The sequence below is a fragment of the Rhodopila sp. genome (genome assembly GCF_035548095.1).
Lineage (GTDB): Bacteria > Pseudomonadota > Alphaproteobacteria > Acetobacterales > Acetobacteraceae > Rhodopila.
The window spans coordinates 23,108-43,957 of record NZ_DASZUV010000031.1; the positions used below are offsets into that span (position 1 = coordinate 23,108).

The window sequence follows — 20,850 nt, forward strand, 5'->3', positions numbered from 1 at the left end:
CACCCGGCAGGACGAAAGGACCGGCGACGAGGCCAACCCGCCGGCTGGCATCGGCACGCCGCCCGCCGCCCGACCGCGACGAGGGGACGCCGGGGCGGCGGGAGGGGTGGCATCCGGCGCGATTGCGTGTAGTCCTGATGCTCCTCAATCCCTGCCAGGAGAATCGGACCATGTCGCCTGCCGCGGCCCGACTCGCCGCCATCGCACGTCACGCGATGCTGTTTCCCGCCATCCTGCCTTCCCCTTTGGCCTTTTCCGCGCTGGCCTTTTCCGCGCTGGCCTTTTCCCTTCTGGCCGGAAGCCTCCTCCTGGGGAGCAGCCCGGCCGGCGCGCAGCAGCCGTCGGCGGCATCATCCGGCATGCCGGCGTCCGGTGGACCGGACGGCGCGGCCAACGTGCCGGCCGCGCACGCGACCCGTGCCCGCCCCGTCCCGACCGCGCGGTCGCCGCTGGCGATCGTCCGTGATGTCTGCCGCGATGAATCGGCCGCCTATTGCGCGCATCCGGACCGCGGACAGACGGAGCTCACCTGCCTGACGCGCAATCTGCCGAACCTGTCCCTGAGCTGCCAGAGCGCCGTGCTGGCGGCGGACAGCCGCGGCAGCGGCGCGCATAATCCGGTCGTCGCGAAGCGGCACCAACAGAAACTCGCCGCCGCAAGGCGCAATTGCCGCCCGGACTACCAGTTGTACTGCATCGGCGCGGTGCCGGGCGGCGGCGGCATCCTGCGCTGCCTGCGGGACAATTACGCAGAGCTGACGCCGACCTGCCAGGCGGCGCTGACCGCCTTGAACCAGGGATGACCCGCCGGCAGGGCGGGTTCCACGCATCCGCCGGTCCGCCGTCGCGACTGGCCTCAACGCAGCCGCGCCAGGACATCGCGTAGCCAGGCCGATGGCATGCCGGCCAGGAATTGCGCACGCAACTGTCCCCGGCGTGCCGGCGTCAGCCCCGCATCGTCCGGCGAGAAGAACTCGGGATCGGTGGTGAACAGCAGATACGCGTGCGTCTCGTTCTCCATCAGCGCCGGCTGATCCCGGTCGTAGCCCTGCCGCGCCAGAAAGGTCCGGAATGCCTCCCGCTCCGGCGCCGTCAGCGCGGACAGGTAGAACTGGTGCACATAGGCGGTGTAGGCCGGGTTGCTGAAATATTCCCCATGCGACAATTCGTGGGTCAGGATGGTGTCGCGTGCCCGCGGCGTGACGAAGGCGTCGGCGCCCAGGCGCGGCAGGGAGATCAGCGCCCCCCTGGCGTCCGTGCCGCGCCAGCCGAGTTGCGACAGCAGGCGGGCCAGCTGGCTTTCATCGGCGTTCAGCGGCACGCCGTCGCGGGCGGCGGTATCGAAGAACCGGTTCAGCTCCGCCACGTCATAGTCGTGCCCGTAATAGAACCAGCCGGACGCCGAACCCTCGGTGTGCACCGCGCGCGCCAGTTCCTCGGGCGTGAGGATGCGGTCATGGGGCAGGCCCCGCTTCTCGGTCAGGGCGGCGATCCGGTCCAGCATGCGGCCCTGGCGGTCCAGCGAGGCGAAATCAAGCACGACGATGTCCGGGTTCTCGGCCAGGCGGAAGACCGACAGGTCGGACGGCATGTTGCGCCGGATCCGCTCCATCGTCGCGGTGGTGATGGCGAAGGCGGGTTCGGCCTGGGGCAGCGCCGGCGGCGGGCTTGGAGCGGCGTCCGGGACAAGCCGCATGGGCGGCGGCACGACGCTGGCCTGCCGGACGGCGCCGCCGGCGGCGTTGCCGCCAACGGGATTACCAGCAGGGTTGCCACCGGGATTGGCATCGAGATTGCCAGCGGGATTGCCAGCGGGCTCCCCGGCGGGGCTGACCGTGGCGCCAGTGCTGGCGGCAAGCGGCACGGATCCCGGGCCGGCCGCTGGACGCAGGACCAGCCAGGCGGAGAACCCGCAGACGACCACCCCGCCGCCCGCCAGCATGGCCAGCGCAACGGTCCTGGCGAAACCGGGAGGAGCGGCCCGGCCACGGCGTGGAGCACGCTTCGGTTCCAGAATGACGGTGTCATCGTCCGGCGGCGGGGGCCGTCGCGGCGACAGCCTTCCCGGCCGGAGCCGCTTCACGCCGGCGCCTTCACGATGCGCGCTTCATCCGAGCCGGTCCGCACGGCGTGGCGACCGGTCGGTCAGGCGCCCGGATTGATGATGATGGCGCGGCGATCCGGTTCCTCCGACACCTGGAATTCGGAACGGTAAAATAACACCCGTCAACCGCGAAGCCAACGAAATCGCCCCCCGAAAACGTCCCTCAAAATCGCCCCTGGAAATCGCCCTTGGCCGCGCGGGATTGGCGGCAGTCCGCCGGGCCGTGCCGCGCAGGCCCACCCGTGCGACCGCGCGGTGGAGGCGCTGACCGGCGGCGACGGTGCGCGGTCGCCGGCGGGCCGGCCGGAGACGGTATGCCGGCCGGAGACGGCTATGACGGATCCGCGGTCAGCCCGGCCTTGGCCAGGCCGGCCAGCGCCGCCGCCTCGTCATTGTCCGAGGTGTCGCCGGTCACGCCCACGGCGCCGATAAGCGACTTGTCGCCGCCGCGGATCAGCACCCCGCCGGCGACCGGGATCATCGACCCGCCGATGGCGCTGTTCACCGCCGAAACGAAATGCGGCCGCTCCACCGCGCGCGCCCCCAGCGTGCGGGAGCCGACGCCCATCGCCAGGGCACCATAGGCCTTGCCGATCGCGATATCGGCGCGGCGCAGCGCCGTGCCTTCCTCGGCGGCGAATGCCTTCAGCACGCCGCGCGCGTCCAGCACGGCGACCGCCATCGGCGCGAAGGACTTCTCCCGCGCGTGCGCCAGCGCGGCCGCAATGATCGTCTGGGCCTTGGCGAGTGTCAGCTGTGTCATGGCGTTTCCCCTGGTTTGCGCATGATCGCGGAAAATGGTTACGGAATCGGTCCGCCTACAGGAACAGCCCGTCGGGATCGCCGTTGAACATCGCGCGGCCGACCGCCTCGAAATGCGATTCGCGGGACTGGATTTGTTGCGACAGCGTGTGCATGTCGCGGAACCGGCGCTCGAACGGCGTGCCCAGGAAGATGGCCGAGGTGCCGGCCGCCTTGTAGACCCAGTCCACCACGTCGGTCGCGGTATGGATCGCGTGCGCGCAGCCCAGGCGGACGCGCATCCGCGCCTGCAGCCCGATCGGCGCCCATTCGTCGGCGCTGGCATGGATGTCGCGCAGAATGCCGGTCAGATAGGCGCGCGCCGCGCCCAGCGCCGCTTCCCGCCGCGCCAGGCTGGCCTGGACGACGGCGTTGTCGGCCAGCCGCTGCAGCCCGCGCGGCGTCTTGTCGGCGGCCAGGGCGGTGAAGGAGTCCAGCATCGCCCGCGCCAGGCCGAAGCCGACGCCGGCGACGCCGACCGCATAGAGACCCTGCATGGTGAAGGCGTACAGCGGACCCGGCTCCGTGCGCAGCGACGGATCCTCCCGCGTGCCGGTGAACGATTCGGGGACGAACAGGTCGTTGACGGAATAGCTCTCCGACGCGGTGCCGCGCATGCCGATCGTCGTCCAGTCGTGGATCGGCGTCACGTTCTCCTTACGGAACAGCAACGTGCGGATCGTCGGGCGGCCGAACCGGTTCAGCCGCAACGACCCGTCGGGCTCGAGCACCTGACAATGCGCGCCCATCCAGTTCGCCTGGCGGCTACCGCTGGCGAAGCCCCAGGTGCCGCTGACCCGGTAGCCGCCCGGCACCGCCCGCGCCTTGCACGCGTTCGGCGGCCCCCAGGCGATCAGGCTGCGCGGATCGGCATAGATTTCCCGAGCCGTCGCCAGCGGAATGAACGGGGCGATCAGGGCGGCGCTGTTGGCGACGAAAAAGTTCCAGCCGACGGAGCCGTCGTGGCGGCTGAGTTCCTCGATCGCCGCCATGTAGACCCAGGGTTCCACCTGGTCGCCGCCGCAGGAGACGGGCAGCAGCATCCGCGCCATCCGCGCGTCGTGCAGCTGGGTCAGCAGCGGTTCCGGAATGGCCTGGGTCCGCTCGATCTCATCCGCCGCCGCCGCGATGGCAGGTCCCAAGGCCCGCGCGCGGGCCACGCAGTCGGCATCCTGGCGCAAGACCGGATCGGCGCGGGCGGTGCTGACTTGATCCATGGACGCTTCCAACGATCTGTTTCCCCGATTACCGGGCCGCTCGGGGGACGTTGTCAAATCCCGCTGGGTCAAATCCCGCCGGGTCAAACCCCGCCGGGTCAAACCATCCGCCGGCCGCCTGGCGCATGCAACCGCACATGGGAGCCCGCCGGCGCGGATGCTTCGTTGAACGAACGGGGCGGTTCCGCTACCACCTTGCCGCATGCGTCCCATTCGCCTTACGCCGCTTCTGGGTGTGGTCCTGCTGATGGCCACGCCGCCTGCCATGACCCCGGCGCTGGCCCAGGTCACGGTCGACCTCGGCGCGCTGCAGGCGCTGCCGGAACGCACCGAACCGGCCCCCCCGCGCCGCGCTCCGGCACCCAGGCCCGCGCCGATCAGCCGGGCGCCCGCCGGCAAGGCCGCGGAGACGCCGGCGGACACCGCGAGCAGGGGCACGGCGGCAGCGGCGGGGACGGCCGCCGGCAAGCCCGCCAGCACGCCGCAGCCGCCCGCGGCGCAACCGGCGCTGCCCGGATCGGCACCGGCCGAGGCGTCGATCCCGCCCGTCGCCCCGCCGACCGAGACGGCGCCGCCCCCACCGCCGCCGACCGTATCGGCGGCGGCCCCGACCAAGGCCGAACCCGGGCCGGCAGGGCAGGGCACGGCGGAGCAGGGCCTGCGGCTGCTGTTCGGCGCCGGCTCCGCCGATCTCAGCCCGGACAGCGCGGCATCCTTGAAGCAATTGGCCAGCGGCGCCGGGAAGGCGGACAGCACGACGTTCAACGTGCTGGCCTACGCCGCCGGCAGCAAGGACGACCCGTCCACCGCACGGCGCCTGTCCCTGGCCCGCGCCATGGCGGTCCGCAGCGCGCTGATCGGCGGCGGCGTCCCGTCCGCCCGGATCTACGTCCGAGCGCTGGGGAATGAGGCGGGGAAGGGGCCGGTGGACCGGGTGGATGTATCGGTGATGGGCGGCAACGCCGACAGCGCTCCAGCTGGCAGCATGCCACCTGGCAGCGTTCCATCTGGCAGCGTGCCACCTGGCAACGCGCCACCCGGCAACGCGCCACCGCCGGCGCCGGCGAGACCGGCCCAATGAGGCCCGTCCCATGAGCCCCGCTTCATGCCCCGTAGCCCCGCGTCATGCCCGATGAGCCCCGCTCCATGAACGACCCGGCCAGATGACCCATCCGTCGCGCTACGCCCTCCGCATGCTGGTGTTCCTTGTGCTGGTGGGTGCGCTGGTCGCGGCGCTGTCGCCGGTGCTGATCACGGCGTTCCTGAACAATCCGGTGCTGAACAGCCTGATCCTGCTGATCCTGCTAATCGGCATCATCTGGAACCTGCGCCAGGTGCTGCGCCTGTCGCCCGAGGTCACCTGGCTGGAGACCTACCAGACCGCGCGCACCCGCCTGGCCGCCCTGCCCTCGCCCAGGCTGCTGGCGCCGATGGCCTCCATGCTGGCGGCGCGGGAGAGTCACGGGCACGGCAATGTCGGCCATTTCACCCTGTCCGCCAGCGCCATGCGCACCCTGCTGGACGGCATCGCCTCCCGCCTGGACGAAAGCCGCGAACTGTCGCGCTACATGACCGGCGTGCTGATCTTCCTGGGCCTGCTGGGCACGTTCTGGGGGCTGCTGAAGACCGTGGGGTCGGTGTCCGAGGTGATCGGCAACATGACGCTGGGCTCCGGCGACCTGGCGCTGATGTTCGAGCAGCTGAAATCCGGCCTCGCCCGGCCGCTGGCCGGCATGGGCACCGCCTTCTCGGCCAGCATGTACGGCCTGTCGGGCGCCCTGGTGCTGGGCTTCCTGGACCTGACCGCAGGCCAGGCGCAGAACCGCTTCTTCAATGAGCTGGAGGAGTGGCTGGCCGGGCTGACCCGCCTGTCCTCGGGCGCGGTGCCGGAAGGCGAGGGATCGGTGCCGGTCTATGTCCAGGCGCTGCTGGAGCAGACCGCCGAGAACATGGAGAGCCTGCAGGGCATCCTCACCCGCGACGAGGATGCGCGGACGCAGATGCGCCAGGCGCTGCTGAGCCTGAACGACCGGCTGGGGATGCTGGTGGATACGATGCGGGCGAACCAGCAGCTGATGCTGCGGATCGCCGAAACCCAGTCCGGCCTGGCACCGGCCCTGCAGCGCCTGAGCGACGTGCAGGGCGGCGACGATATCGCCCGGACCCATCTGCGCGCGATCGAGCAGCACGTCCAGCGGCTGGTGACGGAGTCCGAGCAGGGGCGGGCACGCGCGACGGCGGAGCTGCGCAATGACCTGCGGCTGCTGACCCGCACCGTGGCCGCGCTGGCCGAGGCGGCGAAATAATGGCCCTGCGCGCGCGCCGGCACGGCGGCAACGGGCTGGAGGCATGGCCCGGCTATGTCGACGCGCTGTCGACCCTGCTGATGGTGATCATCTTCGTGCTGCTGGTCTTCGTGCTGGCGCAGGCCTTCCTGTCGGTGGCGCTGTCCGGCCGCAGCAAGGAGCTGGACAAGGCCACGCATGAGATATCTGCCCTGTCGCAGGCGCTGTCGCTGGAACAGGGCAAGGAATCCGGCCTGGAACAGTCGCTCAAGCAGCTCACCGCCACCCTGGCCGCCCGCTCGGCGGAGCGCGACCGGTTGCAGACGCAACTCGCGGCCGCCGCCGCGCGGAACACGTCGGTCCAGGCCCAGGCCGACGCCGCCCAGGCGCAGGCCAGGGAAGCCGCCGCCCGGGCGGACGCGCTGAGCAGCCAGATGGCGGACCTGCAGAAGACGGTGACGGCGGACAAGGAGACGATCCGCCTGAAGCTGGCCGATCTGGCGAACCTGTCCGAGCAGGTGCGGGCGCTGACCGCGCTGCGCGATGAGCTGGAACGGCAGGCGCAGGACGCCGCCGCGAAGGCGATGACCGATGCGCAGCGGCGGGCCGCGGTGGAAGCGCAGCTATCGGATGAGCGCAAGCTGGGCGACAGCGCCCGCGCGCAGATCGCGCTGCTGAACCAGCAGATCGACTCGCTGAAGGATCAGCTGGCCGGGATCGCCAAGGCGCTGGACCTGGCGCGGGCGCAGGGGCGGGAAAAGGACACCCAGATCGGCAACCTGGTGCAGAAGCTGAACACTGCCCTGGCCTCGAAGGTCGAGGAGTTGCAGCAGTACCGCAGCGAGTTCTTCGGCCGCCTGCGCGCGGTACTGGCCAATCGGCCCGGCATCGCAGTGATCGGCGACCGGTTCGTGTTCCAGAGCGAGGTGCTGTTCCCGGTCGGCAGCGCCGAGCTGACGCCGGCGGGCGTGGCGCAGATCGGCGCGCTGGCCAGCACGATCAAGGACATCGCGGCACAGATCCCGTCCGATGTCCGCTGGGTGCTGCGCGTGGACGGCCATACCGACCCGCAGCCGGTGAAGGGCGGCACCTATGCGTCCAACTGGGAGCTGTCGGCGGCGCGGGCGATCACCGTGGTGAAGCTGCTGATCGCCGAGGGCGTGCCGGCGGACCACCTGGCCGCCACCGGCTTCGGCGAATACCAGCCCTTCGGTCCGGGCGACACGCCGGACGCCTACGCCAAGGACCGGCGAATCGAATTGCGGCTGACGGACCGGTAGGGCGAGCCGCGCCGACCGGGTCCGCGCGGCGGTCTTCAGGCCGCGGGCACCGCGCACGAGACGAAGACCGGGCCGCCTGGAACCGTCGCCGGGAGCCGTCTCCGGAAACCGTCCGGGCGTCTGGATGGCCCGAACCAGCGGGATGGCCCCAAACAGGCTGAAGGCCCCGGACCGGGTGGTCCGAGGCCTTCACATTGTTTGTGTGCGTCCGTTCCCGGACCGGCTTTCGCTTATCCCGCCACGCGAGCGGCGGAGAGACAAGCGTCGGAGATCCAGGCCCGGGTCAGGGACAGCACCGAACAATGAGACACTGGATCACCTCCTTTCAGTTGTTGACACTGCCGAAACTCTGACCCCCTCGCCGGCATATTGCAAGCCAAACTTGCCGCGCCGCGGCACAGGCCGGCGGCTGGCCCTTGTGCAAGCTGGCCCTTGTGCAAGCTGGCGGTTGTCGCGCGCGTGCTCTATACGATCCAGGAACATCACGGAGTCGCGACATGGGTCAATTGCGTGGCGGGCACATCGGGTTTGCCATCCTGTTGGCGCTCGCGGGCGGCCTGATCACGACCAGGGCCAAGGCCGACAGCCTCTGTGCCGGCAGCGTCACCGGTTCCGTCCTGCAGGCACTGCCGACGCCCACCACCGTGTCTCCCAGCCAGCCGATCAGCGACAACCGGAACCCGGAGCTGACGAAGGCGTTCTTGCAGGGCATCCAGTCCGCCGGCCTGACCGTGCTGCCGGCAAACCAGGGCAATGTGCAGGTGGACATGACCTTCACCGTGACGCCGCCCGGCGGCGGAGCCGGCAATGACAGCACGTTCCGCGGCTTCGGCTGGATGAGCGGAACCCACGCCCCCGGTGGCGGCGTGCCGGTGGGGTCCCGTGTGTCCATCAGCATCGAGGCCACCAACCTGAACAGCCAGACGCTGTCCTGGATCGGCACCATCGCCTGCACCGTGCAGGCCAGCGACCCGGACCGCCTGGCGACCCATTTCGGGGAGCTGGTGGGCCGCGCCCTGGGACGCTCGATCAACCGGCAGGCCCTCTGACCCAGGGTCTCGACACAGGATCTCCGCCAGCAGATCTCCGCCAGAAGATCTCTGCCAGACCGGCGCGTCCGCCCCTTTCGGCGCCCCGCCGCTTGTTCCATGCTAGCCGGCCGGAGCATCGGGGGATGGCGCCGGGGGATGGTGCCAGGGGATGGCGCCAGGGGATGGCGCCGGTGCAGGGAGACCAGGCATGGCTCAGCGCATGGTTCAGGGCATTCATCGCTACCCGCCCATGGAGCGGGTGGTCTACGGCGTCGAGCTGGCGCGGGCGCTGTCCGATGAGATCGACAGGCTGGGCGCCAAGGCCGTGTATGTGCTGGCCAGCGGCACGCTGACCCGGGAAACCGACGTGATCGACACGGCGCGGCGCATTCTGGGCAATCGCATGGCCGGGCTGTGCGCGCGGATCGGCGCCCATACGCCGCGTATCGACGTGGTGGCGGCGGCCAACGAGGCGCGGGCGGCCAAGGCCGACCTGCTGCTGACGATCGGCGGCGGGTCGGTGACCGACGCGGCGAAGATGGTCGGCCTATGCCTGGGCAACGACGTCACCACGCCCGAGGGCCTGGACCGGTTCAAGGCGATCATCACCGCCGACGGGAAGACGGAGCGGCCGCCGGTGAAACCGCCTTCCATCCGGTCCATCGATGTACCGACGACGCTGTCGGCCGGCGAGTTCACCGCCATGGCCGGCTGCACCGACACGGTGCGCCACGTGAAGGAAAGCTACGCCCATCCGCTGATGATGCCGCAGGCGGTGATCCTGGACCCGGCGGTCACCATCCACACGCCGCTTTGGCTGTTCCTGTCCACCGGACTTCGGGCGGTGGACCATGCGGTGGAGGACCTGTGCTCGATCAACCCGACGCCGTTCTCGGACGGCATGTCGATGCATGCGCTGCGGCTGCTGGCCGCCGGGCTGCCCGCCGTCAAGCGCGATCCCTCCGACCTGGCCGCCCGGCTGGACTGCCAGCTGGGCGCGTGGATGTCGATCATGGGCTCGCAGAACGGCGTCACCAAGGGAGCCAGCCACGGCATCGGCCATGTGCTGGGCGGCACGGCCGGCGTGCCGCACGGCTATACGTCCTGCGTCATGCTGCCGCATGTGCTGCGGTTCAACGCGCCGGTGAATGCCACCCGGCAGGCCTGGGTCAGCGAGGCGCTGGGTTGGCCGGGCAAGCCGGCGGCCGATGCGGTCGCGGCACTGGTGGCTTCGCTGGACCTGCCGCAGACGCTGCGCGAGGTGGGGGTGACCGCGGACCAGCTGGATACGATCGCGGAAGGGTCGATGCATGACCGGTGGGTGCACACCAACCCGCGGAAGATCGACGGGCCGGCGACGGTGCGGATGCTGCTGGACGCGGCGTGGTAGCACGCCGCCCGCGCGCAGGAGGCGGCTCGATCGTTGCGGATGATACCACAATGATCCGGATCTGGAAAATGACCGGGAGCTGGAAAATGACCCGGAGCTGGAAGATAACTGGGAGCAGCAGGAGCGTATCGGCATGGCGTCCTTCGACCTGATCATCCGCAACGGCACCGTCGTCACCGCCGTCGACAGCACGGCCTGCGACATCGGAATCACCGACGGCCGGATCGCCGCGCTGGGCACCAACCTGGGCACCGCGAGCCGGGAGATCGATGCCAGCAACCGGCTGGTGCTGCCCGGCGGCGTCGACAGCCATTGCCATATCGAGCAGCCGCGGCCGGACGGCAGCTGGAACGCCGATGATTTCGAAAGCGCCACCACCTCGGCGGCGTTCGGCGGCACCACCTGCGTGATCTGCTTCTCGCCCCAGTTCAAGGGACATGGCATCGCCGAGCGGGCCGAGGATTACCACCGGCGGGCGAAAAAGGCGGTGATCGACTATAGTTTCCACATCATCATCACCGATCCCTCGCCGCGGGTGATCGAGCAGGAACTGCCGCCGCTGGTCGCCGCCGGGCATCGTTCGATCAAGATGTTCATGACCTACGATCCCAGCTTCCTGACGGATGCCGAGGTGCTGACGGTCCTGGCCGCGGCACGCAGGAACCAGGCTTTCGTCGTCGTCCACGCCGAAAACCACGAGGCGATCAAATGGATGACGAAGCGGCTGGAGGCGGCCGGCCTGACCGACGCCAAATACCATGCCTGGGCGAAGCCGGCGGTGGTGGAGCGCGAGGCGGTGCAGCGGGTGATCGCGCTGGCGGAGCTGCTGGACGTGCCGATCCAGATCTTCCACGTCACCTGTGAGGAAGCCGCCGAGGAAATCCGCCGCGCCCAGGGCCGCGGCCTGAAAGTGTTCGGAGAGACCTGTCCGCAATACCTCGCCTTCACCGCCGGGGACCTGGACCGCCCCGGCCAGGAGGGCAGCAAGTTCCTGTGCAGCCCCGCGCCGCGCAGCAAGGCGGACCAGGAGGCGCTGTGGAAGCATATCCGCCTGGGCACGCTGGGCTGCGTGTCCTCGGACCATGCGCCGTACCAGTTCGAGGGGCCGAAGGGGAAGCAGGCGATCGCCCGCGAATCCCCGTTTTCGAAAATCCCCAACGGCGTGCCGGGACTGGAGACGCGGATGCCGTATCTGCTGTCCGAGGGCGTCCGGAAGGGTCGGATCGATTTGCATACATTCGTTGCGGTCACCGCCACCAATCCGGCGAAACTGTTCGGGCTGCACCCGCGGAAGGGATCGATCGCCGTCGGCATGGACGCCGATATCGGCATCTGGGATCCCGATCTGTCCCGCACCGTGACGAATGCGGAGCTGCACCACGCGGTGGATCACACGCCGTATGAGGGCATGACGCTGACCGGTTGGCCTGTCACTACGCTGGTCCGCGGTACCGTGGTGATGGACGCGTCGTCCCGCCACGTGGCACCAGGATTCGGCCAGTTCCAGCCTCGGGAAACCTATCCGCTGATGATGCCCAGCGGGCGGTTCCCCACGCCGTTCGATCCGCACGGATAAAGCATGACAGGGTCATGTTGACCCTGCCACGCTTTGTCAATTCTGTGGTTCAAGAGGCACGATTCACGCCTTCCAACCGCCGGCTTCAGGCGATCGCGCTTAACCTCTTTGATTCGAGAGCGCGATTCACGCCCTCCAACCGCCGGCTTCAGGCGATCGCGCTCTATCACATCTTTGATTCGAGAGCGCGATTCACGCCTTCCAACCGCCGGCTTCAGGCGATCGCGCTCTCTTGGACCGGCGCGGCGGACCGGGTGAAACGGTTCGGCAAGCGGGCCCGGCCGCGCGACTGCACCGCGCCGGTGCCGGCACCGGATGTGGCAATAGCGCAACAAATCCGCCGGCCCGATCCCTCCTTGATCCGTATCAAACGCGGCCTGGCATTTCGATGATTGGTTGCCTCTCGTTCGCTGAGAGGCAGAACCATCGACGATGCCGGCACCGGGCAGACGGCGCCGCAAGGAGTGACAATGAAGAAAATGCTGTTCGCCGGCACCATTCTTGGTGCGCTGGCGCTCACCTCCGGGGCGCATGCCCAAGGCATTTCCCCACCCTGGGATCTGAACCAGGCGCCGGTCGGCAAGGAAGCCGGGACGTTCATGATGCGGCTGCGCGCGATCGGCGTGATTCCGTTGAATTCCTCCAGTTCCGTGCAGGCGATCGGCGGCACCGTCAGCGCCACGGCCCAGGCAGCCCCTGAGGTCGACTTCTCCTACTTCCTGACCGATCACATCGCGTTCGAACTGATCGCCGCCAGCACCCGCCATGACGTCAGTGTGCACAACTCGGTCCTGGGCAATGTCGATGTCGGCAGCACCTGGGTTCTGCCGCCGACCGTGACGGTACAGTATCACTTCTTTCCGAAGGAACGGTTCAGCCCCTATGTTGGCGTCGGCCTGAACGTCAGCTTCTTCTATGCGACCAACCCGGCCAATCCGCCGGTCACGCACTGGAGCCTGTCGAACGGCGTGGGTGCGGCAATCCAGGCCGGTTTCGACTATAACTTTTCCGGCCACTGGTTCGCCAATTTCGACGTGAAGCAGATCTTCGTGCACACCAATGCCAGTGTCGACGCGCTGGGCACGACGATCAAGGCCAGCACATGGCTGAACCCGCTGGTGATCGGCGCCGGCATCGGCTACCGCTTCTGACCCGATCGTGACCTGGCAAGGCCGGATGGTCCGTCCATCCGGCCCCGCAACGGTCCCGGCCGCCGCGCCGGCCGGTTTCGACGCGCGGCTCCATTTGGTGCACACTCGTCCCATCCTCGGGAGCGAAGCATCATGAAGATCACTGGCGTCGAGACGTACTGGACCCAGATCCCCTTCGATATGGGCGGCAAGCCCAAGGTGATGGGCGGGTTGAACTGGCAGGTGATGAACGGTGTCTGGCTGCGCGTCCTGACCGATCAGGGCGTGGAAGGCTGGGGCGAGGCGTTCGGCCATGCCTGCTCCGCCGCGACGATGGCGGTGTTGGATACCCAGCTGGCGCCGGCCATCCTGGGCCAGGACGCCCGCGACATTGCCGGATTGCGCCAGCGCCTGGCACAGGCTTTCCATATTTACGGCCGTAACGGTCCGCATGTCTTCGCCCTGTCCAGCCTGGACATCGCATTGTGGGACATCGCCGGCAAGGCCGCCGGCCAGCCGCTCTGGCGTCTGCTGGGCGGCACCCCGGCCGGATCGCTGCGCGCCTATGCCTCGCTGTTGCGGTATGGCGAGGCCTCCGCCGTCGCCGCCGCGTGTGAACGGGCGCTGTCGCGCGGCTATCGCGATGTCAAGCTGCATGAGATCACCACGCCGGACATCCTGGCCGCGCGTCGGGCCCTGGGGGACGAGCCGCGGCTGATGGCGGACGTGAACTGCCCCTGGACCGTCTGGAAGGCGATCGCGATGGCGCGGGAGGTGCAGGACGCGAACCTGACCTGGCTGGAGGAGCCGGTATGGCCGCCAGGCGACTTCGCCGGCCTGGCTCGGGTCAGGCTGGAGGGCGGCATCCCGATCGCCGCCGGGGAAAATGCCGCCGGGCTGCAGGATTTCAAGGCGGCGTTCGACGCCGAGGCACAGGACATCGCCCAACCCAGCGTCACGAAAATCGGCGGCCCGTCGGCGATGATCGAAATCGCCGCCCTGGCCAGGGCGCACGCCGTCCGGCTGGTGCCGCACAATGCCTATTTCGGCGCCGGCTACCTGGCATCGCTGCATCTTGTCGCCGCGCTGGCGCCCGAGGCGCCGTTCGAGCGGCTGTTCATCGACCTGCGGGACGATCCTTATGGCGGCCTGCTGGACGCCAAGGACGGCAGCGTCGCCGTGCCGGACGGCCCCGGCCTCGGGCGGGATCCCGACATGGCGGTCCTGCGCAAATACCAGGTCAGGGAGCCGGCGCGCCACCGGCTGTAGGCCGGACCGCACGGATATCAGGTTTCGGATACCGGGCGACGATCGGAAGACGCGGCAGGGACGAAGGGCGCGACGCTGGCGAGGACCGCGACTCTGGTGAAACGCGACCTTGGTGAAACGCGACATTGGTGAAACACGACCTTGGTGAAACGCGGCCTTGGTGAAACGCGGCCTTGGTGAAAGATGCAGCGCTGGCCGCCGTCCCTGGCAACGCGCGGTAGCAGTGCAGAGCCAGCCTTCAACTTCTGCCCATCAACTAGGCGGAGGCACGATTTTCGTTGCAACGTGCCTGCATTTTGGTTGACGGCCGCCCAAAACTGATAGCACAAACGAGCATCGTCAAAATTCCGAATCGAATCGAGATTCGGACCAGATTGAGGGGCCCTTATGTCGAAAGCGTTCATCGCCAAGGTGATCCAGGAGTCCGCCGAGCTGACCGGGGCTGCGGCGAATCGCGCGACGGGTGACCTGATCGACGCAATCGTCAAGGAGCTGAAGAAGGCAGGCAAGTTCACCCTGCCCGGCTTCGGCACGTTCACCGTCCGCAAGACCAAGGCCCGCAAGGGCTTGAATCCGCGGACCGGCGCCGCGATCAAGGTCAAGGCCGGCAAAACCGTCCGCTTCAAGGCGTCCCCGGTCCTGAAGAAGTCCGTCTGAGTCTCCGCGTCGTCCGTCCGCGGCACCCTCCGTTCGCCGCAACCCCCGTCGGCAGCAACGCCGTTGGCGACATTACCGTTGGCGACATCATGGGGCGGACATCGCGGCCAACAATCCCTGAGAGAAGGTTTTAATCCCCCGGGTCTTTGCAAGCCTGGCCGCGGGGGACTAAAAATATTCTCCCAGGGGCTTATATGACGTCCATGCGTAACGAAATCCTGGCGTACAAACGTGAGCGTATTCTCGAAGAGGCCGTGAAGCTGTTTTATGAGCGCGGCTTCAGCGGCACCACGCTCGACGACATCGCCACCGAGCTGGGTGTCACCAAGCCTTTTATCTACACGCATTTTCGCAGCAAGGTGGAACTGCTGGAGGCGGTCTGCCGCCCCACCATCGAGATGTCGTTGCAAGCGATCGATGCGGCCGCGAGGAGCCCGGGATCCGCGACGCAGCGGCTTTATTACGGGATCGTCGCCTTCACCGGCGTCATCATGCAGCGCCAGGCCAACATCGCGGTCTATTTCCGTGAGGAGAAGAGCCTGTCGAAGGACGGCCTGGCGGAAATCACCGTGCTGCGCAAGAAGTTCGACAAGGTATTGAGCGGGCTGCTGGAGGAAGGTGTCGCCTCGGGCGAGTTCACCATTCCCGATATCCACCTGGCCGCCCTGGCGATCGGCGGCATGGTCAGCTGGGCCTACACCTGGCATCGGGAGGATGGGCGCCTTGGTGTCCCGGAACTCTGTGAGAAGATGGCCGCCTTGTCGCTGCAGATGGTCGGGGCCAACCCCGCGGAGATGGTCGGGGCCAACCCCGCGGATATGGTCGGAGCCGACCCCGCGGCGTTGCTCCGGGCGAAGCCCCCGGCGGGCTGATCCGCGCGGCGTCGGCCACGCATGACCGACGCCGCGGCGCGACCGCGGTCTATCCGATCTTCGCCAGCACGCCCTTCGCCGCCTTCACCACCGCGTCGGCGGTGATGTCGAACTTCGCGTAGACGTCGCCGATCTTGCCCGATGCGCCGAAGGAATGCATGCCGACGAAGGCGCCGTTGAAGCCCAGGTAACGGCCCCAGGCGATCTCCACGCCGGCTTCGACGGCGACGCGGGCGCCGGTCTCAGGCCCGAGGACGGATTGCTTGTAGGCGGCGTCCTGCTCCTCGAACAAGGTGCGGCTGGGCATCGAGACCACGGCGGTCGGAATCCCTTCCTTCTGCAGGACGTCCCGCGCCTGGACCGCAAGCTGCACTTCCGATCCGGTGCCGATCAGCGTCACCTTGCGCGGGCCGCCTTCCGCCTCATGCAGCACGTAGGCGCCGCGGGCCGACCGGTTCTCGGCGGTGGCATCGGCACGCAGCATGGGCAATGGCTGGCGCGACAGCGCCAGGAACGCCGGCCGGTGGTGCTGGCGCAGGATCAGCTCCCAGCATTCCGCCGTCTCCACGGCGTCGCCCGGCCGATAGACGTCCAGGCCGGGGATCGCCTGCACCGCCGCCAGGTGTTCCACCGGCTGGTGGGTCGGACCGTCCTCGCCCAGTCCGATCGAATCATGCGTCATGACGAAGATCGTGCGGATTCCCATCAGCGCCGACAGGCGGATCGACGGCCGGCAATAGTCGGAGAAGCACATGAACGTGCCGCCATACGGGATCAGGCCGCCATGCAGGGCGATGCCATTCATCGCCGCCGCCATGCCATGCTCCCGCACGCCGTAATGCACGTAGGACCCGCCATAGACGCCCGGCTTCACCTCGACCTGCCCCTTGGCCTTGGTATTGTTCGACGGCGTCAGATCGGCGGAGCCGCCCAGCAGCTCAGGGATCGCCGCGAACAGATGATCCAGCGTGCCGCCGCTGGCGGCGCGGGACGCGATGGGCTTGCCGCTGTCGACGAACTGCTTCTTCGCGGCCAGCACCGCGGCTTCCCAGCCGGACGGCAACTCGCCCTTCTGGCGGCGGGTGAATTCCGCCCGCAGCGCCGCCGGGGCCTGTGCCAGCCTGGCCACCCAGGCCTCCCGCGTCGGCTTGCCCCTGGCCCCGATCTCCCGCCAGCGCCGCATCAGGTCATCCGGGATAACGAAGGGCGGCGCGTCCCAGCCCAGCAGCTTGCGCGCGCCGGCGATCTCCTCCGGCCCGGGCGCGTCGCTATGCGCCTTCTGCGTGCCGGCTCGCGTCGGGAAGCCGAAACCGATGATCGTGCGGCAGGAGATCATCGACGGCCTGTCCGTCACCTTCTGCGCCTCGACGATCGCCGCGCGGATCGCATCCGTGTCGTGGCCGTCGATCTCCTGCACATGCCAGCCGGAGGCGCGGAACCGCTCCGTTTCATTATCCGACACGGACAGCGAGGTCGCGCCGTCGATCGAAATGGAATTGTTGTCGAAGAAGGCGATCAGCTTGCCCAGGCGCAGATGGCCGGCGAGCGAGATCGCCTCCTGGCTGATCCCCTCCATCAGGCAGCCATCGCCCAGGAAGACATACGTATAGTGATCGACCAGCGCATCGCCGAAGCTGGCGTTCAGAATCCGCTCCGCCAGCGCCATGCCGACCGAGTTGGCGATACCCTGCCCCAAGGGCCCGGTGGTGGTCTCGATGCCGGAGGCATGGCCGTATTCCGGATGCCCGGCGGTCTTGCTGTCGATCTGGCGGAAATGCTTGATCTGGTCGATCGTCATGTCCGGATAGCCGGTCAGGTACAGGATGCTGTACAGCAGCATCGAGCCATGGCCGTTGGAAATGATGAACCGGTCGCGGTCCGGCCAGTGTGGATCGGCCGGGTCGAACCGCATGAAATCCTTGAACAGGACCGTGGCGATGTCGGCCATGCCCATCGGCATGCCGGGATGGCCGCTATTGGCCGCCTGCACGGCATCCATCGACAGGAAGCGGATGCAGTCCGCCATGTCGCGCAGAACCTTGTCGCGTGGCGCCGGGACCGGCTTCGGCGAGGTCGTCGTTACGGTTTCAGGGGCGGAACCTGATGACATGACACCTGCTCTCACGAATGCGGAAGGACCGTGGAATAGCGCGCTCGGGCAGCCGCGTCCAACCGTCCCGTATCACGTTGACCGGCGCTCCGGCGGGGCATGGGAGGCGGGGCGCGGGATTCGTCCGCCCTGGTCATCGCGGCGCGGCCGCGCGGCGCAGCCGGTCGTTGATCGCCCGCCCCAGGCCCGCGTCCGGGATCGGCATCACCGCGATCCCGCGCAGGCCCGCGACCCGGTCCAGGCTGCGCAGCCCGTCGAACAGGCGGGCCGCCGCCTCCGCGGTGTCGCCCGCCACGCTCAGCTGGAACGTCGCCGCCGCGCCGGGCAGCGGCGTCCCGAAGGCCAGAAGCCCCTCATCCGCCGCGGCCGACGCGGCATTCAGCCGCACCGGGCAGGCCGGCGCGTAATGCGACGACAGCATGCCCGGCGAACGCAGTGCCTCGCCCGCCCCCGCGGCGGCGGGGGGCGGCGCGGATCGCACCGAACCCAGGCAGGCTTGCAAGTCCTCCAGCGTCACGCCGCCGGGCCGCAGCATCACCGGGTCCGCGCCGGACAGGTCCAGCACGGTGGATTCGACGCCGACCGGGCAAGGTCCGCTGTCCAGGACGGCCGCGATCCTTCCGTCCAGCCCGTCCAGCACATGCGCCGCCGTGGTCGGGCTGACCCGGCCGGAACGGTTGGCCGAGGGCCCGGCGATCGGCCGCCCCACCGCCCGCAGCAATGCCGTCGCCACCGGATTGGCCGGCACGCGCACCGCCAGCGTATCCAGGCCGGCACCGGTCAGCAGCGCGACCGGGCAATGCGGCGCCCGCCGCAGCACCAGGGTCAGCGGTCCCGGCCAGAAGCGCGCCGCCGCCAGGCGGGCACGCGCATCCGCCTCGACATGGGCGAAGGCCGCCTCGGCGGACGGATAGTGGCAGATCAGCGGATTGAAGCGCGGCCGCTCCTTGGCGGCGAAAATCGCTGCCACTGCCTGCGGATTCGTCGCGTCGCCGCCCAACCCGTACACCGTTTCGGTGCCGAACGCGACCAGTTCGCCCGCCGTCAGCAAGGCCGCCGCCCGCAGGATGCCATCCCGGGTGGGGGACAGAAGCTCCGTCATCGGGGCTGCATAGTCGTTCCGCGCGGCCATGGCAAAGCCGGCGGCGGGCGGATAAGTTGTGCGTGGATTCGACCGATCAGGGAACAGACGTCATCATGCTCGATATCGCCTTCGCCAAGCCGGCCTTGCCGAAATCCGGCGCGCTGGTGCTGTTGATCGCCGAGGGCGCGGCACCGTCCGGCCTGTGGGCCCAGGCCGATGAGGCAACCGGCGGCGCGATCGGCAGGGCGCTGAAGGTCGCCGAATTCAAGGGTGCCAAGGGCAAGACCTGCGCGATCCTGGCGCCCGGCGCCGAGCTGAGCCGCGTGCTGGCGATCGGCATCGGCAAGGCCGGGGACGTCACCCGCAAGATCCTGGAGGAAGCCGGCGGCGCGATCACCGCCGCGCTGACGCGGGACGCCGCGGTGGCCATCGCCGCCGACTCGCTGACCGGCGCGCAGGCCGCCGAGGTCGCGCTGGGCGCCGTGCTGCGCGCCTATCGCTTCGACCGCTACCGCACCAAGGAAAAGGCCGAGGACAAGCCGAGGCTGGCGAAGCTGACGGTGCTGACAGCCGAACCGCCAAAGGCGAAGGCGGCATGGGAGCCGCTGGCCGCTACCGCGAACGGCGTATTCCTGACGCGCGATTTCGTCAGTGAGCCGCCCAATGTCCTGAACCCGGCCGAAATGGCCGATCGCTGCCGCAAGCTGGCGGAACTCGGCCTGAAGATCGAGATCCTGGGACCCAAGGAGATGGGCAAGCTGGGCTTCGGCGCGCTGATGGGGGTGTCGCAGGGCAGCGCCAACGAACCGCGCTTGGTGGTGATGCAGTGGCATGGCGCGTCCGGCAACGGCAAGCGCGGGACAAGGGACAAGCCGATCGCCTTCATCGGCAAGGGCGTGACCTTCGATACCGGCGGCATCAGCATCAAGCCCGCCGCCGGCATGGAGGACATGAAGTGGGACATGGCCGGCGCCGGCACGGTCGCCGGGCTGATGGCCACGCTGGCCGGCCGCAAGGCGAAGGTGGACGCCGTCGGCCTGATCGGCCTGGTGGAGAACATGCCGTCCGGCACGGCGCAGCGCCCCGGTGACGTGGTCACCAGCTATTCCGGCCAGACGATCGAGGTGATCAACACCGATGCCGAAGGCCGCCTCGTGCTGTGCGACGTCATGTGGTACGCGCAGCAGAAATTCGACCCGAAGTTCATGGTCGACCTCGCGACCCTGACCGGCGCGATCATCATCGGTCTCGGGCACGAATACGGCGGCATGTTCAGCAACAATGACGCGCTGTCGAAGCAGTTGCACGATGCGGGGCAGGAGACCGGCGAACGCGTCTGGCGCATGCCGCTGGATGAGGCATACGACAAGCAGCTCCGCTCCGATATCGCCGACATGAAGAATGTCGGCGGCCGGCCCGCCGGGTCGATCACCGCCGCGCAGTTCCTGCAGCGCTTCGTCACCAACAACCGGCCCTGGGCGCACCTGGACATCGCCGGCACGGCCTGGAGTTCGAAGGACGGCGCGGTGACGCCGAAGGGCGCGACGGCCTTCGGCGTGCGTCTGCTGGACCGGCTGGTGGCCAATCATTACGAGGGCTGATGACCGGGATCGGCTTCTACCACCTGACCCGATCGACGCTGGAGCAGGCCTTGCCGCGCCTGCTGCAGCGCACCCTGGCTGCCGGCCAGCGGGCACTGGTGCTGACGCCGGATGCAGCGACGCGGACCGCGCTGGATGAGGCGCTATGGCGGCAACCCGTTTGGCTGCCACACGGCACCGAGGCCGACGGTGACGCCGACCTGCAGCCGATCTGGCTGTCGACGGAGCCGGTGGCGGCGAACGGCGCCCGCTTCCTGTTCCTGACACACGGTGCCTCCACCGACCGGATCGGCGCGTTCGACCGCGCCTTCGACCTGTTCGACGGCACCCGGGAGGACGCCGTCCAGGCCGCCCGGCAACGCTGGAAGGCGGCCCGCGACGCCGGCCATGCCGTAACGTATTGGCAACAGACAGAGGCAGGCTGGCAGCAGAAGGCCTGAGCG

General features: G+C 68.9%; 19 protein-coding genes. 14 read left to right on the forward strand and 5 right to left on the reverse strand.

Annotation, left to right across the window (positions count from 1 at the left end; genetic code table 11):
- The first annotated feature begins 170 nt into the window (after positions 1-170).
- The gene (locus tag VHC04_RS22075; RefSeq protein ID WP_325684903.1) at positions 171-803 is read left to right on the forward strand and encodes a hypothetical protein; all 633 of its coding nucleotides are present in this window, start codon (positions 171-173) and stop codon (positions 801-803) included.
- Between the two features lie 53 nt (positions 804-856).
- Here VHC04_RS22075 and VHC04_RS22080 read toward each other — a convergent pair whose 3' ends face one another.
- From VHC04_RS22080 to VHC04_RS22090, 3 genes are all read right to left on the reverse strand, one after another.
- The gene (locus tag VHC04_RS22080) at positions 857-1,942 is read right to left on the reverse strand and encodes a hypothetical protein (RefSeq protein ID WP_325684904.1); all 1,086 of its coding nucleotides are present in this window, start codon (positions 1,940-1,942) and stop codon (positions 857-859) included.
- 493 nt (positions 1,943-2,435) lie between these two features.
- Positions 2,436-2,867: a GlcG/HbpS family heme-binding protein gene (locus VHC04_RS22085; protein WP_325684905.1), complete on the reverse strand. Its 432-nt coding sequence runs from the start codon at positions 2,865-2,867 to the stop codon at positions 2,436-2,438.
- 55 nt (positions 2,868-2,922) lie between these two features.
- Positions 2,923-4,122 (reverse strand): acyl-CoA dehydrogenase family protein, encoded by a 1,200-nt coding sequence (locus VHC04_RS22090; protein WP_325684906.1) that lies wholly within the window; start codon positions 4,120-4,122, stop codon positions 2,923-2,925.
- 202 nt (positions 4,123-4,324) lie between these two features.
- Here VHC04_RS22090 and VHC04_RS22095 point away from each other — a divergent pair, with 202 nt between their 5' ends.
- The 11 genes from VHC04_RS22095 (at position 4,325) to VHC04_RS22145 (ending at position 15,612) form a co-directional block, all read left to right on the forward strand.
- Positions 4,325-5,203 carry an OmpA family protein gene (locus VHC04_RS22095; RefSeq protein WP_325684907.1) on the forward strand — a complete coding sequence of 293 codons (879 nt, stop codon included), beginning with the start codon at positions 4,325-4,327 and terminating at the stop codon, positions 5,201-5,203.
- An 82-nt stretch (positions 5,204-5,285) separates the two neighbouring features.
- Complete coding sequence (locus tag VHC04_RS22100) at positions 5,286-6,428, forward strand: flagellar motor protein MotA (protein WP_325684908.1); 1,143 nt, start codon at positions 5,286-5,288, stop codon at positions 6,426-6,428.
- Positions 6,428-7,687 carry a peptidoglycan -binding protein gene (locus tag VHC04_RS22105; protein ID WP_325684909.1) on the forward strand — a complete coding sequence of 420 codons (1,260 nt, stop codon included), beginning with the start codon at positions 6,428-6,430 and terminating at the stop codon, positions 7,685-7,687. The genes VHC04_RS22100 and VHC04_RS22105 overlap by 1 nt, the downstream gene beginning before the upstream one ends.
- 497 nt (positions 7,688-8,184) lie before the next feature.
- Positions 8,185-8,736, forward strand: coding sequence for a hypothetical protein (locus VHC04_RS22110; protein WP_325684910.1), 552 nt, complete (start codon positions 8,185-8,187; stop codon positions 8,734-8,736).
- A 190-nt stretch (positions 8,737-8,926) separates the two neighbouring features.
- Entirely contained in the window at positions 8,927-10,108 is a 1,182-nt protein-coding gene (locus VHC04_RS22115) for an iron-containing alcohol dehydrogenase (RefSeq protein ID WP_325684911.1), read from the forward strand.
- A gap of 133 nt (positions 10,109-10,241) precedes the next feature.
- Positions 10,242-11,684 carry a dihydropyrimidinase gene (gene hydA, locus VHC04_RS22120; protein WP_325684912.1) on the forward strand — a complete coding sequence of 481 codons (1,443 nt, stop codon included), beginning with the start codon at positions 10,242-10,244 and terminating at the stop codon, positions 11,682-11,684.
- Positions 11,685-11,698: 14 nt separating this feature from the next.
- A complete protein-coding gene (locus VHC04_RS22125; RefSeq protein ID WP_325684913.1) occupies positions 11,699-12,076 on the forward strand; it encodes a hypothetical protein in 378 nt (125 codons plus the stop codon).
- 78 nt (positions 12,077-12,154) lie between these two features.
- Complete coding sequence (locus VHC04_RS22130) at positions 12,155-12,835, forward strand: OmpW/AlkL family protein (RefSeq protein WP_325684914.1); 681 nt, start codon at positions 12,155-12,157, stop codon at positions 12,833-12,835.
- A gap of 132 nt (positions 12,836-12,967) precedes the next feature.
- On the forward strand, positions 12,968-14,083 hold the full coding sequence (locus VHC04_RS22135) for a mandelate racemase/muconate lactonizing enzyme family protein (protein WP_325684915.1): 1,116 nt from the start codon (positions 12,968-12,970) through the stop codon (positions 14,081-14,083).
- 387 nt (positions 14,084-14,470) lie between these two features.
- A complete protein-coding gene (locus tag VHC04_RS22140; protein WP_325684916.1) occupies positions 14,471-14,740 on the forward strand; it encodes an HU family DNA-binding protein in 270 nt (89 codons plus the stop codon).
- Positions 14,741-14,943: 203 nt separating this feature from the next.
- Positions 14,944-15,612 carry a TetR/AcrR family transcriptional regulator gene (locus VHC04_RS22145; protein ID WP_325684917.1) on the forward strand — a complete coding sequence of 223 codons (669 nt, stop codon included), beginning with the start codon at positions 14,944-14,946 and terminating at the stop codon, positions 15,610-15,612.
- Between the two features lie 49 nt (positions 15,613-15,661).
- Here VHC04_RS22145 and tkt read toward each other — a convergent pair whose 3' ends face one another.
- Positions 15,662-17,722 carry a transketolase gene (gene tkt / locus VHC04_RS22150; protein WP_408903852.1) on the reverse strand — a complete coding sequence of 687 codons (2,061 nt, stop codon included), beginning with the start codon at positions 17,720-17,722 and terminating at the stop codon, positions 15,662-15,664.
- Between the two features lie 133 nt (positions 17,723-17,855).
- On the reverse strand, positions 17,856-18,824 hold the full coding sequence (locus VHC04_RS22155; RefSeq protein ID WP_325684918.1) for an L-threonylcarbamoyladenylate synthase: 969 nt from the start codon (positions 18,822-18,824) through the stop codon (positions 17,856-17,858).
- A gap of 95 nt (positions 18,825-18,919) precedes the next feature.
- Here VHC04_RS22155 and VHC04_RS22160 point away from each other — a divergent pair, with 95 nt between their 5' ends.
- Both VHC04_RS22160 and VHC04_RS22165 read left to right on the forward strand, forming a co-directional pair.
- Positions 18,920-20,407: a leucyl aminopeptidase gene (locus tag VHC04_RS22160; RefSeq protein ID WP_325684977.1), complete on the forward strand. Its 1,488-nt coding sequence runs from the start codon at positions 18,920-18,922 to the stop codon at positions 20,405-20,407.
- Positions 20,407-20,847, forward strand: coding sequence for a DNA polymerase III subunit chi (locus tag VHC04_RS22165; RefSeq protein WP_325684919.1), 441 nt, complete (start codon positions 20,407-20,409; stop codon positions 20,845-20,847). Before VHC04_RS22160 ends, VHC04_RS22165 begins: the two co-directional genes overlap by 1 nt.
- Positions 20,848-20,850 lie beyond the last annotated feature (3 nt).